Below are 17150 nucleotides of genomic sequence, written 5' to 3' on the forward strand. Positions count from 1 at the left end.
TTAGATTTAAAAATTTTTTTTCACAGGAGGTTTTTAGACAATAATTAAACATGTAAATAGTATTTATTAACATGAATACTAAAACATTGAAAAATAAAATGACAAGAGGTAAAATTTTGACACAAACTATTAATCTAATAAACAGTATGGAGGTGAATAAGTTTGAGAAGATTATCTTTAGGACGTCAAGATTTTAAAACAATACGAGAAAAGGAGTATATATATGTTGATAAAACTAAACACATCTATGAAATGATAAATAACTCAGATATAAACTTTTTGTCTCGCCCAAGACGATTTGGAAAATCATTACTTTTAAACACATTGAAAGAGCTTTTTAGAGGAAATAAAAATTTATTTGAAGGTCTTTATATTTATGATAAATGGGATTGGGGAGTGAAATATCCAGTAATATATTTAGATTTAAGTGTTAAAAGTAGTAGCCCTGAAAAATTAGAATCTTCTTTGATTTGGTCATTAGATATGATAGCGAGCGATTTTGATATTATGCTTTCTGCTCCAGACTCACAAAGTAGATTTAAAGAGTTAATTATTAAAATCAACAAAACACAGAATCAAAAAGTAGTTATTTTGATTGACGAGTATGATAATCCTATTATTGACAATATAAAGAATCTTAAAATTGCAGAAGATAATCGAGAAATTTTGTATGATTTTTACAGAACTTTGAAAACAATGGATGAGTATATACAGTTTATTTTTTTAACAGGTGTTTCTAAGTTTGCTAATGTATCAATATTCTCTGCATTAAGTAATCCAACAGATATAACATTAGATAAAAGATTTGCAACGATATGTGGCTATACACAGGAAGAATTAGAAGAATATTTCGGTGAATATATATCTAATTTGGCTGAAGAATTATCATTTTCTTATGATGAGATTTTAGAGAATATTAAGCAGTGGTATAATGGTTATAGTTGGGATGGTGAAAACAATGTATACAATCCGCAGTCTACAATGACATTATTTAATACTTCTGAATTTGATAACTACTGGTTTGAAACAGGAACACCAAGATTTCTAATAGAATTCATGAAAAAATATGATGTTAAACCAATATTAGAACCTGTAATCACTCACAAAAAATCTTTAGAAAGCTTCAGCATTGAAAACATAGGTGAAATAGGACTATTATTCCAAACAGGATATTTAACAGTTAAAGATATAATAAAACAAGGATTAGAAAAAGAATATAAAATAGCTATTCCAAATAAAGAGGTTAAAGACTCTACACTAACTCACCTTTTAAATATCTACACAGAATACCCAGATTATGACTTGTTTAGATTAATAAAAGAAATGAAAAAACAATTATTTAATTTAGATGGTGTTCCACTAGAGAACAATTTCAAAAAACTACTTGCAAATATACCCTATCAATTACATATCCAAGATGAGCACTACTACCACTCACTACTTCTAACATGGCTACAACTTTTAGGATTTGATATAATAGCTGAAGATAATACAAACAAAGGCAGAATAGATGCTGTGCTTGCAGAAAAAAACACAGTAATAATAGCTGAATTTAAATACTCAAAGCTAGAAGAAATTAAAGATAATGAGTGGATACCAGTTAAAACACCACAACAGCTATTGAAAGAGGCTAAAAACCAGATACATAAAAAAGAATACTATCAAAAATATCATGGAAATAAAATCATACTTCTACAAGCAGTATTCGCAGCAAAAGACATTAAAACACATTTAGAATTACTAAATACTTATTAAATTTCATATTCCTTTTTATTTATTTTTTAATAAGTACATTTAAATATTTATATACTAGGTATCATATAACAATTGTTATGAATCCTTGGATACTTTTAACAATAGCAGGAATTTCAGAAATTGCATGGGCTTTAACTCTTAAATTTTCTGAAGGTTATACAAAACCTTTAATGGTAGTTATAAATTTAATAGTAATGGTTTTTAGTTTAGTTTTACTATCTATTGCACTTAAAAGTATACCTATTGGAACTGCATATGCTGTTTGGACAGCTATTGGTGCAACTGGGGTTGCTATTGTAGGGATGATGTTTCTTGGGGAATCTAGTGCTTTTATTAGAATATTCTTTATTTTAGTAATAATTATAGGAATAATCGGCTTAAAATTTACCACTCCTTAATATTTTTATTATTATTAGCTATTTTTAAAATTATACTTGGAAAACTACAGCAAATATCATAAAATATTAAAAAAACTTCAAAATATTTTTGCTATTTAATATACTTTTACACAAATCTTTGATTTCTCATTTTAAAAGTTGTTTCAAATAGCAAAAATATATTAACAATAAAAATCATAAAAATAGTAATACTGTATGGGAATATAATAGCTATTTAACATAAAACAATTTAATTGGGAGGTGAAAACATGCAAATCCTACCTTTAGGAACACAAGATTTTGGAACAATACGAGAAAATAACTATATATATGTTGATAAAACAAAACACATTCATGAAATGATAACAAATGGAAGAATCTACTTTTTATCTCGTCCAAGACGATTTGGAAAATCATTATTATTAAACACATTAAAAGAACTTTTTAGAGGAAATAAAGATTTATTTGAGGGACTTTACATCTATGATAAATGGGATTGGGATGTAAAATACCCTGTAATACATTTAGATTTAAGTGTAGAAAGCCGTAGTAGCAATGAGTTAAAAGATTCATTAGATGACTTGTTAAATAGAATAGCTAGAGAATTTTCAGTGAAATTGTACAGTAAAACTCTAAAAGCCAGATTTGAAGACTTAATCATTGAAATTCATAACAAATACAATCAAAAAGTGGTTGTTTTGATTGATGAGTACGATAATCCTATTATTGATAATATAAAGAACATTGAACTTGCAGAAGATAATCGAGAGATTTTACACGATTTTTATAGAACTTTAAAAACAATGGATGAACATATACAGTTTATTTTTTTAACAGGTGTTTCAAAATTTGCTAATGTCTCAATATTCTCTGCATTAAACAACCCAACAGATATAACATTAGATAAAAAATTTACAACAATATGTGGGTATAGTCAAGAAGAATTGGAAGAATATTTCAGTGAATATATATCTAAATTGGCTGAAAACTTATCATTTTCTTATGATGAGATTTTAGAGAATATTAAGCAGTGGTATAATGGTTATAGTTGGGATGGTGAAAACAATGTATACAATCCACAGTCTACAATGACATTATTTAATACTTCTGAATTTGATAACTACTGGTTTGAAACAGGAACACCAAGATTTCTAATAGAATTCATGAAAAAATATGATGTTAAACCAATATTAGAACCTGTAATCACTCACAAAAAATCTTTAGAAAGCTTCAGCATTGAAAACATAGGTGAAATAGGACTATTATTTCAAACAGGATATTTAACAGTTAAAGATATAATAAAACAAGGATTAGAAAAAGAATACAAAATAGCTATTCCAAATAAAGAGGTTAAAGACTCTACACTAACTCACCTTTTAAATATCTACACAGAATACCCAGATTATGACTTGTTCAGATTAATAAAAGAAATGAAAAAACAATTATTTAACTTAGATGGCATTCCATTAGAAAATAACTTCCAAAAACTACTTGCAAACATACCTTACCACTTACACCTCCAAGACGAACACTACTATCATTCACTGCTTTTAACATGGTTACAACTTTTAGGATTTGACATATTGGCTGAAGATAACACAAACAAAGGTAGAATAGATGCTGTGCTTACAGAAAAAAACACAGTAATAATAGCTGAATTTAAATACTCAAAGATAAAAGAAATCAAAGATAATGAGTGGATACCAGTTAAAACACCAGAACAATTACTAAAAGAAGCTAAAAATCAAATACATAAAAAAGAGTACTATCAAAAATATCATGGAAATAAAATCATACTTCTACAAGCAGCATTCGCAGCAAAAGATATTAAAACACATTTAGAACTATTACATTTAAACGCTGATTTCGCAAAACGATAAAAGATAAAAAATCTTTTATCTAATTTTTAAATCTTCGATTTAAAAATCAGTATTAAATATATTAACTATTTAATTTTAAAAAGCTTTCAATAACATTCTTATCTGCTTGATTACCTTTCCAAATAATATAAATATATTTATCTCCTATTTTGAAGTATGCAGCACTTACTTCTCCATCAATAGATTGGGATTGGTGGTCTTTTGTGGTATGAATTATTTTCACTTTTTTTCCATCAACTGTAATATCTTTAGAACTTGTAGTTTTAGAAGGTATTGAAATCTCTTCAACATAATCAGGATTAAGAGCTATATTTACAGTAAAATCAGTTACATATGCAGTTAATCTTGCATAATCTTTATTTGGGGCAGGAAATGCATCTTCTTTACTTATTCCATAATTCTTTCCATTTGGGAATGTATCGAACATAATTAAATCATCACTATTTAAATACTTATCTTCAATATAAAAATCAAGTCCACCTAAATTTATTTTTTTATATCCTGTTGGGGGACTAACTGTTGTATTATTTTCATTTGTCACTGGCATCTCTCCATTAGTGGTGTTATTTTCTACTTCAACAATTATTGGATTATCAGTTGAATTATTAAAATCTTCAACAATCTTATCTGTTTGTTTATTTGATATTGCATAAGCAGATATTCCTACTATAGCTATTAATAAAATTAATATAATAGCTATTATACCTTTATTCAACTTCATTTTCATCACCCTCTAAAGTAATTATCCTTTGTATTTATTTATTATAGGACATCGTAATACTATTGGTTTTAGAAGTATTTTAATTTATCTATTCTTTTTATTCTTTTTTGGCAATATTATATAAACCCTTATAAACTATTATTCATAATTTAAATTAATAAGAAATGTTTTTATATACCGAAATACAAAGATATTATTACTTAAATTAATTAATGTTAGCTATTGAATTGATTAATGCTTAATTAAAAAAGGTCAAAATATGAAGTCTGTTGTAATTAATGGTTATGGAACCATAGGTAAGCGAGTGGCTGATGCTGTAAATATTCAAAATGACATGAAAGTTATTGGAGTAAGTAAGACTAAACCTGACTTTGAAGCTAAAATGGCAGTTAAAAAAGGCTATGATTTATATATAGCTATTCCAGAAAGAGAGCAATTGTTTAAGGATGCTGGAATTGAAATAGCTGGAACTGTAGATGATATGATTAAAGAAGCGGATGTTGTAGTGGACTGTACTCCTGGAAATGTAGGTCCTGCAAATCTTGAAAAATATAAAAAAGAAGGTGTTAAGGCAATATATCAAGGTGGAGAAAAGCATGATTTAACAGGACTTTCTTTTAACTCATTTTCAAATTATGATGATTCTTTTGGAAGGGAGTACACTCGTGTAGTTTCATGTAATACTACTGGTCTTACTCGTACATTAAAACCTATTGATGACCTTTGTGGCATTAAAAAGATTAGGGCAGTAATGGTTAGAAGAGGTGGGGATCCAAATCAAGTAAACAAAGGTCCAATTAATGCAATAGTTCCAAATCCTCCAACAGTACCTTCTCATCATGGTCCTGATTTAAAAACAGTTTTATATGGGTCTGATATAACAACAGTAGCTTTAATTGTTCCAACAACTCTCATGCACCAACATAGCTTAATGGTTGAAATAGAGCGCAGTGTAGAAAAAGAAGAAATTATAGAAACTCTAGAAAAACGTTCAAGAGTATTAGTACTTGATGCAAAAGATGGTTTAGGATCTACTGCTGAATTTATGGAGTATGCAAAAGAACTTGGAAGAAGTAGAAATGATTTATTTGAAATCCCAGTTTGGAGAGAATCTATAAATGTAGTAGATGGAGAATTATTCTATATGCAAGCAGTACACCAAGAATCAGACGTTGTACCAGAAAATGTAGATGCAATAAGATCATTACTAGAATTAGAAGGGGACAATGAAAAATCAATAGCTAAAACAAATAAAGCTATGGGTATTTTATAATATATGGTGGAATAATCTCCATTCTTTATGTTATTCTTTATGTTATTCTTTATGTTATTCTTTTTACAATAAAGAGCATTAAAAAGAGATAAAAATTGAAACGGAACTCCAGAAACCTCTTACTAACTTAATAGCACCGTCACCATACGGTGACGTATTCTAAGGGGATATTACCTGATTTCACTTATTTCATGTAATGTTCTATATATAAATTTTTCGAAAAAATAGAAAAATAGGAAGATATAAATTAGGAGTATTAAATAATGGAACAAAAAATCATATTTGGACCTGCAGGAAGACCTTTAGGATATAAAGGTCCAGCATATAAAGCATGTGATTTTATAAAAGAAGAGGGGTTAGATGCTTATGAATATCAGGCAGGACGTGGACTTAGAATTAGTGAAAAGTCTTCAAAAATATTAAAAGATAATTCAAAGAATAATAATGTGCTTGTTTCTATTCATGCTCCTTATTTCATAAATTTATCATCAGATAAGGAAAAAACTATTGATAATTCTATTGAAATGCTTTTTAAAGCTGCAGAAGTAGCAGAATGGATGGGAGCATACAGAATTGTATTCCATCCAGGTTATTATTCTAAATATTCTAAAGATGAAGCTTTAAAAATAGCTAAATCTTCAATCACTAAATTACTTGAGGATTTAGAAATAGCTGGAATATCTGAATTTACCTTTGCTCCTGAAACTACTGGTAAAAGGTCACAACTTGGAAATATTGATGAAATAATAGCTATTTGTAATGAATTTGATAAATTTGAACCTACTATTGATTTTGCTCATCTTCATGCAAGAGGTAGAGGTTTTATTTCTGAAAAAGATGATTATAATAAAATACTCTCTAAACTTGAGGATGAATTAGATATTAATAAGCTTCATTGCCATTTTACAAGAATCGAGTACACTAAATCAGGTGAAAAGAAGCACCACACATTAGATGAGGAAGATTATGGTCCAGAACCACAATGGTTTATTGAGTCATTAGTTGAAAATGATTGGAATGCTACAATCATTTGTGAGTCTCCAAATCTTGATTTAGATGCAATAAAACTTAGGGAAATTTATGAAAAATTAATATAAGTATTTAATATTTCCTCATATTTTTAAAATTCTTGTTTTTACTTTATATAGTTTATTTTTTGCTATTTTTTGCTTATTTTTATTAATTATTTATTTTTATAATTGTTTTAATAGTTTAACTTATTTTTAGTTAGCTATTTTCTATTTAATAGCTATTTATTACTTTTTAATTAGTAATTATTATCCTTTATTTTACTTTAAATCTTAACTAAACTTACTTTTTTAATTTTTACATGACATTACGATATTTTTAAAATGACCTATAATGTTTCACTTGAAATGTTTATTACATTTGTCTTCATGAAAATAGTTTAGTCATGTTTTGATGTTTCATTCTAGTTTACCTTATGATTTTTAAAAACATTATGTATTTTAACCTAGTTTTGCCCTATTTGACCGATACATTTATATATGATAAATTACATATATTAGGAATAAGTAATATGTGTATTATACATATTATTTAATATTAAAATGTGGAGACGTGATTAATTATGGTGAAAAGTGAATTACCTCTTGCACCTGTTGCAAGAATAGTTAAAAATGCTGGAGCAGACAGAATCAGTGAAGAAGCAAAAGAAGCATTAGCAGAAGCATTAGAAGAATGCGCAAACACTGTTGCTAGACAAGCTGTATCTTTCGCTAAACATGCAGGTCGTAAGACTGTTAAAGCTGAAGATGTTAAATTAGCTGTTAGCTCTAAATTATAAGGTTAATATTTTTTAACCTACTTTCTTTTTATTTAGTATACTTTTTTTATAATTGCTTTTAATTATCTTATTGATTACTTTATAGCTATTTTTTCAATATTTTCCTTGATATAGGCTTTTTTTAATTTAAATAATTTCATATTATAATTATCCTAATCATAATAGAAGATTATAAATATTAGTTTTAATAAAATTAGTACCTTGATATTTAGTTAATTTTGAATTTTAATTTGTTTTAATTTAAGTTTAATTTTATTCTTAAAAATTTACTCTAAATTTACTCTTATAACTATTTATGTATTTATTTAGACATATATTATTTATACAATGATTATTCCAATTACATGTAAATATTTCAATTATTTTCAACAATCTAATCAAATTAATGATTTTGTAGGTGAATTAGTGCAAAGTAATAATAATATTCCAGAAAAAGCTCCTAAATTTCCAAGTGAAATGGTTCAAGCAAATTCTATAGATGAAATTGAAACAAGGGCATTAGTTTTAGAAGGAGCAGGCTATCCTTTTAAATTAAGTATCATGGAGCCTCCTAAAATTGAAATGTTTGATAGGGACCTGTTTGAACAATATGCAAAAGAACAATGGTTAGGTTCTGCAGTAAGTGAGGGTTCTTATTTATTTGATCAAAAAATATTACCTGATTTTGGTTTTAAAGTAATAACTGCAGTTCCAAATAACTCTATCATATCTGAAGATACTTCAATAGTACTTTTAGTCAATGAGAATAAACAAAAAATATTTGATAGTCAAAATAAAGACATTAATTTAACTTCAGTTGAATCTAACTTATCTTTTGATGATATTATTGGTCAAAAACATGCTAAATCCAAATGTAAAGTTATTAAGAAATATTTTAAAACACCTGAAATTTTTGGAGATTGGACACCTAAAAATGTATTGTTTTATGGGCCTCCAGGAACAGGCAAAACAATGCTTGCAAAATCACTTGCTAACGAACTTGATGCTACATTGTATTTAGTCAAGGCAACTAATTTAATAGGTGATCATGTAGGAGATGGGGCACGTCAGATACATGAACTTTTTGAAACTGCAAGTAATAACTCCCCATCACTAATATTTCTCGATGAAATAGATTCAATTGCTCTTCATAGAAATTTCCAGGCTCTTAGAGGGGATGTTTCAGAAATAGTAAATTCTCTACTTAGTGAAATGGATGGAATATCTGATAATGAAGGAGTTGTAACAATAGCTGCAACTAACAATCCTGAACAATTAGATTATGCAGTTAGAAGCAGGTTTGAAGACGAATTCAACTTTACACTTCCTGATAAAAAAGAAAGAATAGCTATTTTAGATAAATATATAGAAACATTACCTATAAAAGTTGAACCAACAAGTAAATTATTGGCAGAGTTAACAAAAGGAATGTCTGGAAGAGATATTAAAGAAAAAATATTAAAATCATCACTTCACCATGCAATATCAAATGATAATGAAGTTATTTCAATGGAAGACATTAGAAATGCTTTAAAAAATGCTAAACCAAAAGATTCTTCACCTAAGAACATGTTTATTTAATAATGGATTAATTTTATTTAGTTTGAAAAAGTATAAATATTTTATACAGTCAAGTCCACTATTAAAATAGAAGATAGTAAAAGGATAATAAGTTTCTATAGAGAGATTAAAGGGTATGATTTTATAAAAGAAATGGAAATTAAACATAACACAATTAATGATTTAGAAAACAAAATAAAAAGAAATAATAGTGTTTTAGATAGGGTAGATTTAGAGAACTGGAAAATATTTAAAAAAGATCCCAATGAAACATTAAAAGAATTAATAACTCATTTTCCAGAAAAAATACATGCTCTGTATATAGACTTTGAATTGCTGGAATTAATTAAAAAAGAAAAACCAGAATCCGTAAATGAAGTAGTACAACTTATAAATGATAATATTTATAATATAACTCAAAAACTTGATTATTTGGAAGCAAATGGTTTAATAGAATTTGATAAGAAGAATAAACCTGTTGTTAATTATGATAAAATAGAAATAATAATTTAATATTTATTATATGTCTATAAATAATTAACAGGTTAAATTTATTCATGAAAATGAATATCTACTTTTATTTTACCTTTTGGGTAATAATTTTAAATTAGAATTATATCTACTATTTTATTACTTATTTATTTTCATGATAATTAAAATTTTTCTTACATTTATAAAATATTAAATATCAGATTGTAATTCATGCAAAGATTAGGAAAGAAATAGGAATAAATGACATTGAATATAGAGTTGAATGGGATGTAAATGAAAATAAAGAAGTTGTTTTGAATTTTAGAAAGAAAATAACTTTAGATGTATTATTTACTTAATAATTATTAATTTATCATTTCAATTGGGGGAGCAGGATGATTAATAAAAGATTAAAAGTAAAAGAAAAGGATATTAAAATATTATATGGTCAAGCTGGGAATCAATGCTCAATGGATGGATGTAATAATGAATTAATTATTTCTAAAGATAATTCTACTGGTGAAAAGTATCAGATTGGTGAAATGGCTCATATTTATCCAAATAGTAATAACTTTGTTCGAGGAAATTATGAATTAGATGAGGAAGACAAAGTAAATGAGAAAAATTTAATTCTTCTTTGCCCAAAGTGCCATAAACTCATAGATAATGATCCTGAAAAATACACGGCTGAAAAATTATTAGAAATGAAGGAAAAACATATAAATAAAATAAAAATTTTAAAAGAAACTGCTTTACTTGATTTTACATTTGATGATTTTTATATTGCCTCAAAAAATATCATATGTGATGAAAATATTGATAATGGGAATAACATTCTGAAAATAGATTCTAATCCCTTAGAAATTGATGTTAAAATTAGGAAAAATGATTTAACTCAAATTTCAAGGAATCTTATTCTTCAAGGAAATTTAAAACAACATCAAATTAAAGAATTTATTGCTGTAATGTCAAAAGAAGATGATAAATTCCCATATCTTCTTCAAAATAGCTTTAAAAAAGAATTTAATAAAAAGAAAAATGATTTTATAGGGGATAAATTATTTTTAGAATTGTATGATTTTAGTAGAAAAAATCTTTCAAATTCTGAAACTGCTGCAAGTTTAGCTATTTTATGCTATCTTTTTGCTATATGTGAAATATTTGAAAAGTAATTAACTATTTATTATAGAAAAATATAATTTATTATAATTACTCACTTTAATCACTTTTACTTTTTGGAAATTATCTTTTTTATGATATTACTAGAATCTAAATATAAAATATAATGGTGTTCAAAATGATAATGCCTAATAAATATTTGACAGAAAAAGAAACATTGATAGGGGCAGGAGCAGTTGTAATTAAAAATTGTTCATCTAAAAGGTCATTATCTAAATTATGGGATGAAGTAAAGGATAATGATTCAATATACAATTTTGAAAGATTTGTATTAACTTTAGACATGCTATTTATTTTAGGTGTACTTGACTTTGATGAAAATAATGAATTAGTACTTATTCCTAAAAATTAACTTCTTTAGGGTGGGATAAATGATACATAAAATTTATGCAGATAATAAACAATTTAAAGAAGTAACTTTTAAAAAAGGATTAAATATTATTCTTGGAGTCAAAGAAAACAAATCTAATATTAATGATACAAGAAACGGGGTTGGCAAAACAACTTTAATTCAAATTATTCATTTTTGCTTAGGTTCAAAATTAGATAAAAATAGCTATTTAAAAAAAATCAATAAAATTAAAAATTGGACTTTCAGTATAGAAATTGACATTTTTGGTGAGAAGATAAGAGCTTCAAGATCCATTGCTAATTCCAATATTATTCTAATCAAAGGAAATATTGATAATTTCCCATTATCTCCTAAAAAAGATGAGAATAATGTATTTTATAGTCTTAATGATTGGAAAATTCTTTTAGAATTGGGTTTATTTAATTTCAAAGATGATAATAAGTTCACTCCTACTTTTGGTAGCTTAATTAACTATTTTATCCGTAAAAAGCCTGAAGCTTATATAAATCCTTTTAAACATAGTGATTCTCAATTAGAATGGGATAAACAAGTAAACTCTTCATTTTTAATAGGTCTTAACTGGGAATGTGCAAAACATGCACAATTAATAAGGAAAAATAAGACTGATGTTGATAGAGAATTAAGAAACATAAAAGAAACATTTCCAAGTAAAGGAGAAATGGAAGCAGAAAAATTAAACCTAGAAGAAAATTATAAGGATAAAGAAAAGTTATTATCTGAATATAAAGTCCACAATGAATATAAGGAAGTCCAAAAAAGTGCAAATAGTTTATCTAAAGAGTTTAACTCATTAACTAATGAAAACATGATTCTTAGGCGAAAATTAGATAGCTATCAAGATGCAATTAAAAATGAAAGTCAGGCTAGTATGAATAATTTAGATGATTTATATGAAAAAATTGGCTTATTTTTCAAGGAAGATTCTAAAAAAGATTTAAGAACTGCAAGAAAATTTCATAATAAAGTTATTGAAAATAGAAAAAACTTTTTAACTGTTGAAATTAGGGAATTAACTGATAGAATTAATAAAAACGAACAAAAATTAGGTGATTTAGATACAAAACGTTCAGAACTTTTAAAAATTTTGGATACTCATAAAGCACTGGACGATTTTAAAATATTACAAGATCAACTTTTAAAAATGAAATCATCTATTGATGAGGTAGATAAAAACATTAAAAAATATAATGATATTGATGATGAAAAAACTAAAATTAAAGAAAGCAAATTATTATTATCTGAAAAAATTAGAAGAGAATATGAAGTAAACAGACCATTTTGGGAGAAATCTTTAAAAATTTTCAGTAAAAATTCTTTAGAACTTTATAAAGAACCTGGAAGCTTAATAATCAATACTTCTGATAAGGGATATTCTTTTGATATTGATTTTCCAAAAAGTGATAGTAGAGGAATCAGTAAAATGAAAATATTCTGCTATGATTGGATGCTTGTTGAATCAAACTTAAGTAAATTTAATATGGACTTTTTAATTCATGATAGTGAAATTTTTGATGGTGTTGATTCAAGACAAATAGCTTTAGCTTTAGAATTAAGTAAAAGAAAATCAGAACAATTAAATACTCAATATATCTGTACTTTAAACTCAGACACTATTCCTAATGATTATTTATCTGATGATTTTAATTTAAAGGATTACATTGCTTTAGAATTAATTGATAATAATTCTTTTGGGAAATTATTAGGTTTTGAATTTTAAACTATTTTATTACTTATTTCACTGCTTTTAACTATTTTATTACTTATTTTATTTATTTTCTTACTTATTTTATTTTCTTGATAATTAAATTTTTTCTTACATTTTATAAAATATCGGAAAAATTTAAATATTCATGATATATATTAATTAGTAAGGAGGTGATTATTTGATAGCTACAAGCAAAATGTATGACAAATATCAGATTGTAATTCCTGCAAAGATTAGGAAAGAAATAGGGATAAATGATATTGACCACATAGTTGAATGGGATGTAAATGAAAATAAAGAAGTTGTTTTGAATTTTAGAAAGAAAATAACTTTAAATGATGTACTAGGTGCAGGTAAAACAATAGAACCAACTAATGCAGTTAAATTAAAGAAAAAGGTAGCGTGTGGAGAAAAAATATTAAGAGATTAGAAATATGATATTTATAGATGCTTCGTTTTTAATAGCTATTTTCCTCGCTAAAGATCAATGGCATAGGAGATCAGAAAAATTAGCTAAGAACTTAGAAAATAAAGAAAAAATGACATCTGATCTGGTAATTACTGAAGTAATGGCAAGTATTGGTGGAAAAGTAGGAGGAAAAGCTAGTCTATTACTTTTTCAATATATAACTGATAATTATCAAATATATTCTACAGATATGAATTCTTTAAAAAAATCAATGAATTATTTCTTAAAATATGATGGAAGATTATCTTTAGTTGATACAATTTCAATAAAAATAATGGAAGAAGCAAATATACATGAAATAGCTTCATTTGACTCTGATTTTGATAAAGTGAATGGAATAGTAAGAATACATTGAATATATCTATTCGCATCTATTAACCATTTATTGATGTTAATGAAGAAATAAGAATATATAAAAATTTTTTATTTTATTTTATAATATGATTCATCACTACATGATTTACAAATCGCCTGTCCATTAATGAATTTATGTTTTCCATCCATGATTCTTTCACCGCATACTGAACATGTAGCTTGGTCTATTGGTTTTCCAGGCATATCTTCTTCTGGTATTTTAATTTCAACAGGTTGAACTTCAAATAATTCATCACTTGGAGTATTTTTGTACCTTTCAATTTTTTCTTTTGTGGTTTCATCTTTATACTTTTCTTTATCATCTTTACTTACTAACCTAATAGCTTCTTTAGTAGATATTTTATAAAATGATGCAGCAAATCGTCCATAATTTACAAGTTTCAATGATCTTTTACCAAGAGAACATCCTGTAACTGCTTGAACTGCATCAGACATGCAACGATCAATTTCTAAAAATACAATTAAATCTTTGTTTTTTTTATTGAATTCCATACCTAATAATTCAAGAGCATAAACTGTCATTTTAGTCCCAGAAACTATACCTCCACATATATCACCATGGAACTTTCCTGCTTTTTCTAACTGTTCTTCATATACATTTACCATATTATCACAAATTATTATTAACCTATTTGACTTTGCCCCTATTTGTTATTATTAAAAAGAGTACATGCAATATACAATTACTATTTTCTTAATAATTAATCATATATTGCTTTTTTAACTTAAATAGCTATTTTTCTTACTTTAATAATATAGCCTATAATAATACATCCTACAAAGAAAATAGTTATTAAACCTATTATTATGGTGTTATCTATGTTACTTATGTCGTATTGGTCGTTGATTATTAGTTCTTTAGAAGATGCTGGTTTTTTTGGGTCTTTAGGAGTTTTTCCAAAACTAGCTCCTGCAATCACAGCAGATAATTTTTCACCTTCATCAGGGTCTGTATTTTCACTTTTAGCATCTCCAGGACCTTGACCTTTCTTATCCTCATCTAAATATTCTTTATTTGGGGACATAACATTGTTGTCACTTAAAGTTCTATTTCCATTTCCATTTCCAGTTTCATTATTATTTGAATTTCCTAACCCGTTTCCATTAGTACTTTCGCCACTTGCACTTTCTCCATTTTCGTTGTTACCATTGGTACTGCTGTTTCCGTTGTTACCATTACTATTTTCATTATTTGGATTATTATTGTTTTCACTGTTATTTTTAGGATTATTAACTCTTGCATTACCAGTTTCTTCATTAACAATATATTTAATAAAATTAATTCCTTCTTGACCTACTTGAAGTAAAGCTTCACCATTTTCAACTGTGACTTCTTTTAATTCTCCATTTAGATAAAATTTAACATCAAATGATGCCATATCAGTTATAGGTCCTGAACTATCAAAAAATATCAGTTTCACGCCATTAGAGGTATTTACTAACTTAACTTGAGCTGACTCAGAATCGATATGAACACATAGATGACTTTTTTTAGGATCATTGCTACCATACCAATTAGTGCTAAAATTCATTCTATTGTTTCCTATACCTGCAGGTGCCATAATTGAATGGGATCTATGATTAACTATTCCATTATATTCAATTTTAGGTCCATTACTTCCAAGACGATCATATTTTCCACCGAAAGCAATTCCACACCCTGTATCTCCATTGTCATCATGACCAATATTACCATTATTATCTCCTATATAATTAGATAATATCTTATCATTAGTGGATAATGAATTTACAAGTATTCCTCGTGAGGAGTTAGTAATGTTATTTCTGTAGATATAGGTTTTTTCAGTTTGATAATTAAGCTCAATACCAGAATGCTTATTAAGTTTAATAGTGTTATAGTTAATGTTAGTATCAATTGTTTTTTCTAAAATAATACCTGATTTGTCATTTTTCGTAATATTATTTTCGATTATATCTGTTCCATTAGACGAGATTATTGTTATTCCATGTCCTTGATTATCTGTTATTCTATTGTCAGTTATTTTAATATTTCTTGAAAATTCAATGTATATTGCATTTTCACTAGATTTTGTAATGTGATTGTTTAAAATAGCTATGTTTTTAGCATCAATTATTCTTATACCATAATTTTTAGATTCTATATTAAATCCTGAAATTGTGGAACCATTACTTTTTCCTGTAAATGTTAAAACTGTTGCTTTGGGACTATTGGCAGAAGATCCTTTAAGTGTTGTCTTAGACTTAGTACTAATATTAAGTGCTTTATTGATTACAATATGAATATTTTCATAATTATCTCCAGTAAATATAATATTACTATTATTTTCAGCTTTATCAATCAAACTCTGGATTTGATTATTTGTAAGATTAGGTTTGACTGTTATGTCAGCTCCATAAGATACACTATCATCTATGATTAACATTGTATTCACAGATAAAATAGCTAAAATACTAAATATTAATATAATTCCATACTTCTTTATCCTGTTCACCTCCCCCATTTTTAATGTATTTCTCATTAATAATAGTCATTTATTGATGTGAATTTGGAACACTTTCATGTTCATTAAATAATATTATTATTAAACATTATATATATTTCGAAATTTTTCACAGTTTTTTTTACTTTTATTTTGAGATATACAACAATTACTTTCCTGGTTTGTGTCAAAATTTTACCCCTTGTCATTTTATTTTTCAATGTTTTATTTTTCATGTTAATAAATACTATTTACATGTTTAATTATTATCTAAAAACCTCCTGTGAAAAAAAATTTTTAAATCTAAAATTAAAAAAAATAAGAGCATAACAATCTATACAATGATTTTTACACTTGCAATGATTAGTAAGAGTTTATTAGAGAGAATTAAATAGTAATATTTATTAATAATGGTCAGTAGATTAATTAATATGTTCAATAACCAATTAATCACTGACAATAATAATATAGTAAGCATACAACTTAACCTTTTCGATTTTTATGACAATAAAACCAGCTTTGATGAATTATTTAATCGTAAAATATATGAATATGAGGACTTAGATCTTCAAAATGATATAGTTATGGTTAGTCCACATCATTTTGAGTTCAATAGTCGTAGATGTCCTAAATGTGGTAAATCTATGTTGATTAGAAAGAAATTTGTCTCCCGTGACATTGTTTTAAATCAAACAGGCGATAAAACATTTTATTTTAGGCAATATTATTGTAATAATTGTGGTAAATATCCTACAGTTAAGCTT

The 17150-nt window shown here is 26.2% G+C and carries 17 protein-coding genes; 14 read left to right on the forward strand and 3 right to left on the reverse strand.

Features of this window, described 5'->3' with window-relative positions; translation table 11 throughout:
* Positions 1-162: 162 nt before the first annotated feature.
* The 3 genes from MBFIL_RS07280 (at position 163) to MBFIL_RS07290 (ending at position 4012) form a co-directional block, all read left to right on the forward strand.
* Positions 163-1755: an ATP-binding protein gene (locus MBFIL_RS07280; RefSeq protein ID WP_066973080.1), complete on the forward strand. Its 1593-nt coding sequence runs from the start codon at positions 163-165 to the stop codon at positions 1753-1755.
* A gap of 77 nt (positions 1756-1832) precedes the next feature.
* Positions 1833-2153, forward strand: a complete 321-nt coding sequence (locus tag MBFIL_RS07285; RefSeq protein ID WP_066973082.1) for a DMT family transporter — start codon at positions 1833-1835, stop codon at positions 2151-2153.
* 248 nt (positions 2154-2401) lie between these two features.
* A complete protein-coding gene (locus MBFIL_RS07290; protein ID WP_066973084.1) occupies positions 2402-4012 on the forward strand; it encodes an ATP-binding protein in 1611 nt (536 codons plus the stop codon).
* Positions 4013-4073: 61 nt separating this feature from the next.
* On the opposite strand, the gene MBFIL_RS07295 is transcribed toward MBFIL_RS07290, so the two are convergent.
* On the reverse strand, positions 4074-4733 hold the full coding sequence (locus MBFIL_RS07295; protein WP_157078721.1) for a hypothetical protein: 660 nt from the start codon (positions 4731-4733) through the stop codon (positions 4074-4076).
* Positions 4734-4992: 259 nt separating this feature from the next.
* Here MBFIL_RS07295 and MBFIL_RS07300 point away from each other — a divergent pair, with 259 nt between their 5' ends.
* The 10 genes from MBFIL_RS07300 to MBFIL_RS07345 all read left to right on the forward strand — a co-directional run bounded on the left by MBFIL_RS07300 (position 4993) and on the right by MBFIL_RS07345 (position 13904).
* Positions 4993-6006 (forward strand): phosphorylating glyceraldehyde-3-phosphate dehydrogenase, encoded by a 1014-nt coding sequence (locus MBFIL_RS07300; protein ID WP_066973088.1) that lies wholly within the window; start codon positions 4993-4995, stop codon positions 6004-6006.
* A gap of 263 nt (positions 6007-6269) precedes the next feature.
* Complete coding sequence (locus MBFIL_RS07305) at positions 6270-7103, forward strand: TIM barrel protein (RefSeq protein WP_066973090.1); 834 nt, start codon at positions 6270-6272, stop codon at positions 7101-7103.
* A 494-nt stretch (positions 7104-7597) separates the two neighbouring features.
* The gene (locus tag MBFIL_RS07310) at positions 7598-7813 is read left to right on the forward strand and encodes a histone family protein (protein WP_066973092.1); all 216 of its coding nucleotides are present in this window, start codon (positions 7598-7600) and stop codon (positions 7811-7813) included.
* Positions 7814-8218: 405 nt separating this feature from the next.
* Positions 8219-9373, forward strand: coding sequence for an AAA family ATPase (locus MBFIL_RS07315; RefSeq protein WP_245637477.1), 1155 nt, complete (start codon positions 8219-8221; stop codon positions 9371-9373).
* A gap of 132 nt (positions 9374-9505) precedes the next feature.
* Positions 9506-9865 (forward strand): HVO_A0114 family putative DNA-binding protein, encoded by a 360-nt coding sequence (locus tag MBFIL_RS07320; RefSeq protein WP_066973094.1) that lies wholly within the window; start codon positions 9506-9508, stop codon positions 9863-9865.
* 353 nt (positions 9866-10218) lie between these two features.
* A complete protein-coding gene (locus tag MBFIL_RS07325; protein WP_066973095.1) occupies positions 10219-10995 on the forward strand; it encodes an HNH endonuclease in 777 nt (258 codons plus the stop codon).
* A 125-nt stretch (positions 10996-11120) separates the two neighbouring features.
* Positions 11121-11354 (forward strand): ABC-three component system middle component 6, encoded by a 234-nt coding sequence (locus MBFIL_RS07330; RefSeq protein WP_066973097.1) that lies wholly within the window; start codon positions 11121-11123, stop codon positions 11352-11354.
* 19 nt (positions 11355-11373) lie between these two features.
* Positions 11374-13092, forward strand: coding sequence for a DUF2326 domain-containing protein (locus tag MBFIL_RS07335; protein ID WP_066973099.1), 1719 nt, complete (start codon positions 11374-11376; stop codon positions 13090-13092).
* A gap of 166 nt (positions 13093-13258) precedes the next feature.
* Positions 13259-13510, forward strand: coding sequence for a hypothetical protein (locus tag MBFIL_RS07340; protein ID WP_084266349.1), 252 nt, complete (start codon positions 13259-13261; stop codon positions 13508-13510).
* Between the two features lie 4 nt (positions 13511-13514).
* Complete coding sequence (locus tag MBFIL_RS07345) at positions 13515-13904, forward strand: type II toxin-antitoxin system VapC family toxin (RefSeq protein WP_066973101.1); 390 nt, start codon at positions 13515-13517, stop codon at positions 13902-13904.
* Between the two features lie 68 nt (positions 13905-13972).
* Here MBFIL_RS07345 and MBFIL_RS07350 read toward each other — a convergent pair whose 3' ends face one another.
* Positions 13973-14530 (reverse strand): FmdE family protein, encoded by a 558-nt coding sequence (locus MBFIL_RS07350; RefSeq protein WP_066973103.1) that lies wholly within the window; start codon positions 14528-14530, stop codon positions 13973-13975.
* A 119-nt stretch (positions 14531-14649) separates the two neighbouring features.
* On the reverse strand, positions 14650-16398 hold the full coding sequence (locus tag MBFIL_RS07355) for a right-handed parallel beta-helix repeat-containing protein (RefSeq protein WP_169805517.1): 1749 nt from the start codon (positions 16396-16398) through the stop codon (positions 14650-14652).
* A gap of 419 nt (positions 16399-16817) precedes the next feature.
* On the opposite strand from MBFIL_RS07355, the gene MBFIL_RS07360 reads away from it, so the two are divergent.
* Positions 16818-17150 (forward strand): hypothetical protein (locus MBFIL_RS07360; RefSeq protein ID WP_157078722.1); only part of this gene is annotated, 333 nt, incomplete at its 3' end.

Source organism: Methanobrevibacter filiformis (assembly GCF_001639265.1).
GTDB classification, from domain to species: domain Archaea; phylum Methanobacteriota; class Methanobacteria; order Methanobacteriales; family Methanobacteriaceae; genus Methanacia; species Methanacia filiformis.

Bases quoted from the DNA above. Each gene is read 5' to 3' on its own strand.
- MBFIL_RS07285 (WP_066973082.1), top strand. From the start codon at position 1,833: ATGAATCCTTGGATACTTTTAACAATAGCAGGAATTTCAGAAATTGCA.
- MBFIL_RS07290 (WP_066973084.1), top strand. From the start codon at position 2,402: ATGCAAATCCTACCTTTAGGAACACAAGATTTTGGAACAATACGAGAA.
- MBFIL_RS07295 (WP_157078721.1), bottom strand. From the start codon at position 4,733: ATGAAGTTGAATAAAGGTATAATAGCTATTATATTAATTTTATTAATA.
- MBFIL_RS07300 (WP_066973088.1), top strand. From the start codon at position 4,993: ATGAAGTCTGTTGTAATTAATGGTTATGGAACCATAGGTAAGCGAGTG.
- MBFIL_RS07305 (WP_066973090.1), top strand. From the start codon at position 6,270: ATGGAACAAAAAATCATATTTGGACCTGCAGGAAGACCTTTAGGATAT.
- MBFIL_RS07310 (WP_066973092.1), top strand. From the start codon at position 7,598: ATGGTGAAAAGTGAATTACCTCTTGCACCTGTTGCAAGAATAGTTAAA.
- MBFIL_RS07320 (WP_066973094.1), top strand. From the start codon at position 9,506: ATGGAAATTAAACATAACACAATTAATGATTTAGAAAACAAAATAAAA.
- MBFIL_RS07325 (WP_066973095.1), top strand. From the start codon at position 10,219: ATGATTAATAAAAGATTAAAAGTAAAAGAAAAGGATATTAAAATATTA.
- MBFIL_RS07330 (WP_066973097.1), top strand. From the start codon at position 11,121: ATGATAATGCCTAATAAATATTTGACAGAAAAAGAAACATTGATAGGG.
- MBFIL_RS07335 (WP_066973099.1), top strand. From the start codon at position 11,374: ATGATACATAAAATTTATGCAGATAATAAACAATTTAAAGAAGTAACT.
- MBFIL_RS07345 (WP_066973101.1), top strand. From the start codon at position 13,515: ATGATATTTATAGATGCTTCGTTTTTAATAGCTATTTTCCTCGCTAAA.
- MBFIL_RS07350 (WP_066973103.1), bottom strand. From the start codon at position 14,530: ATGGTAAATGTATATGAAGAACAGTTAGAAAAAGCAGGAAAGTTCCAT.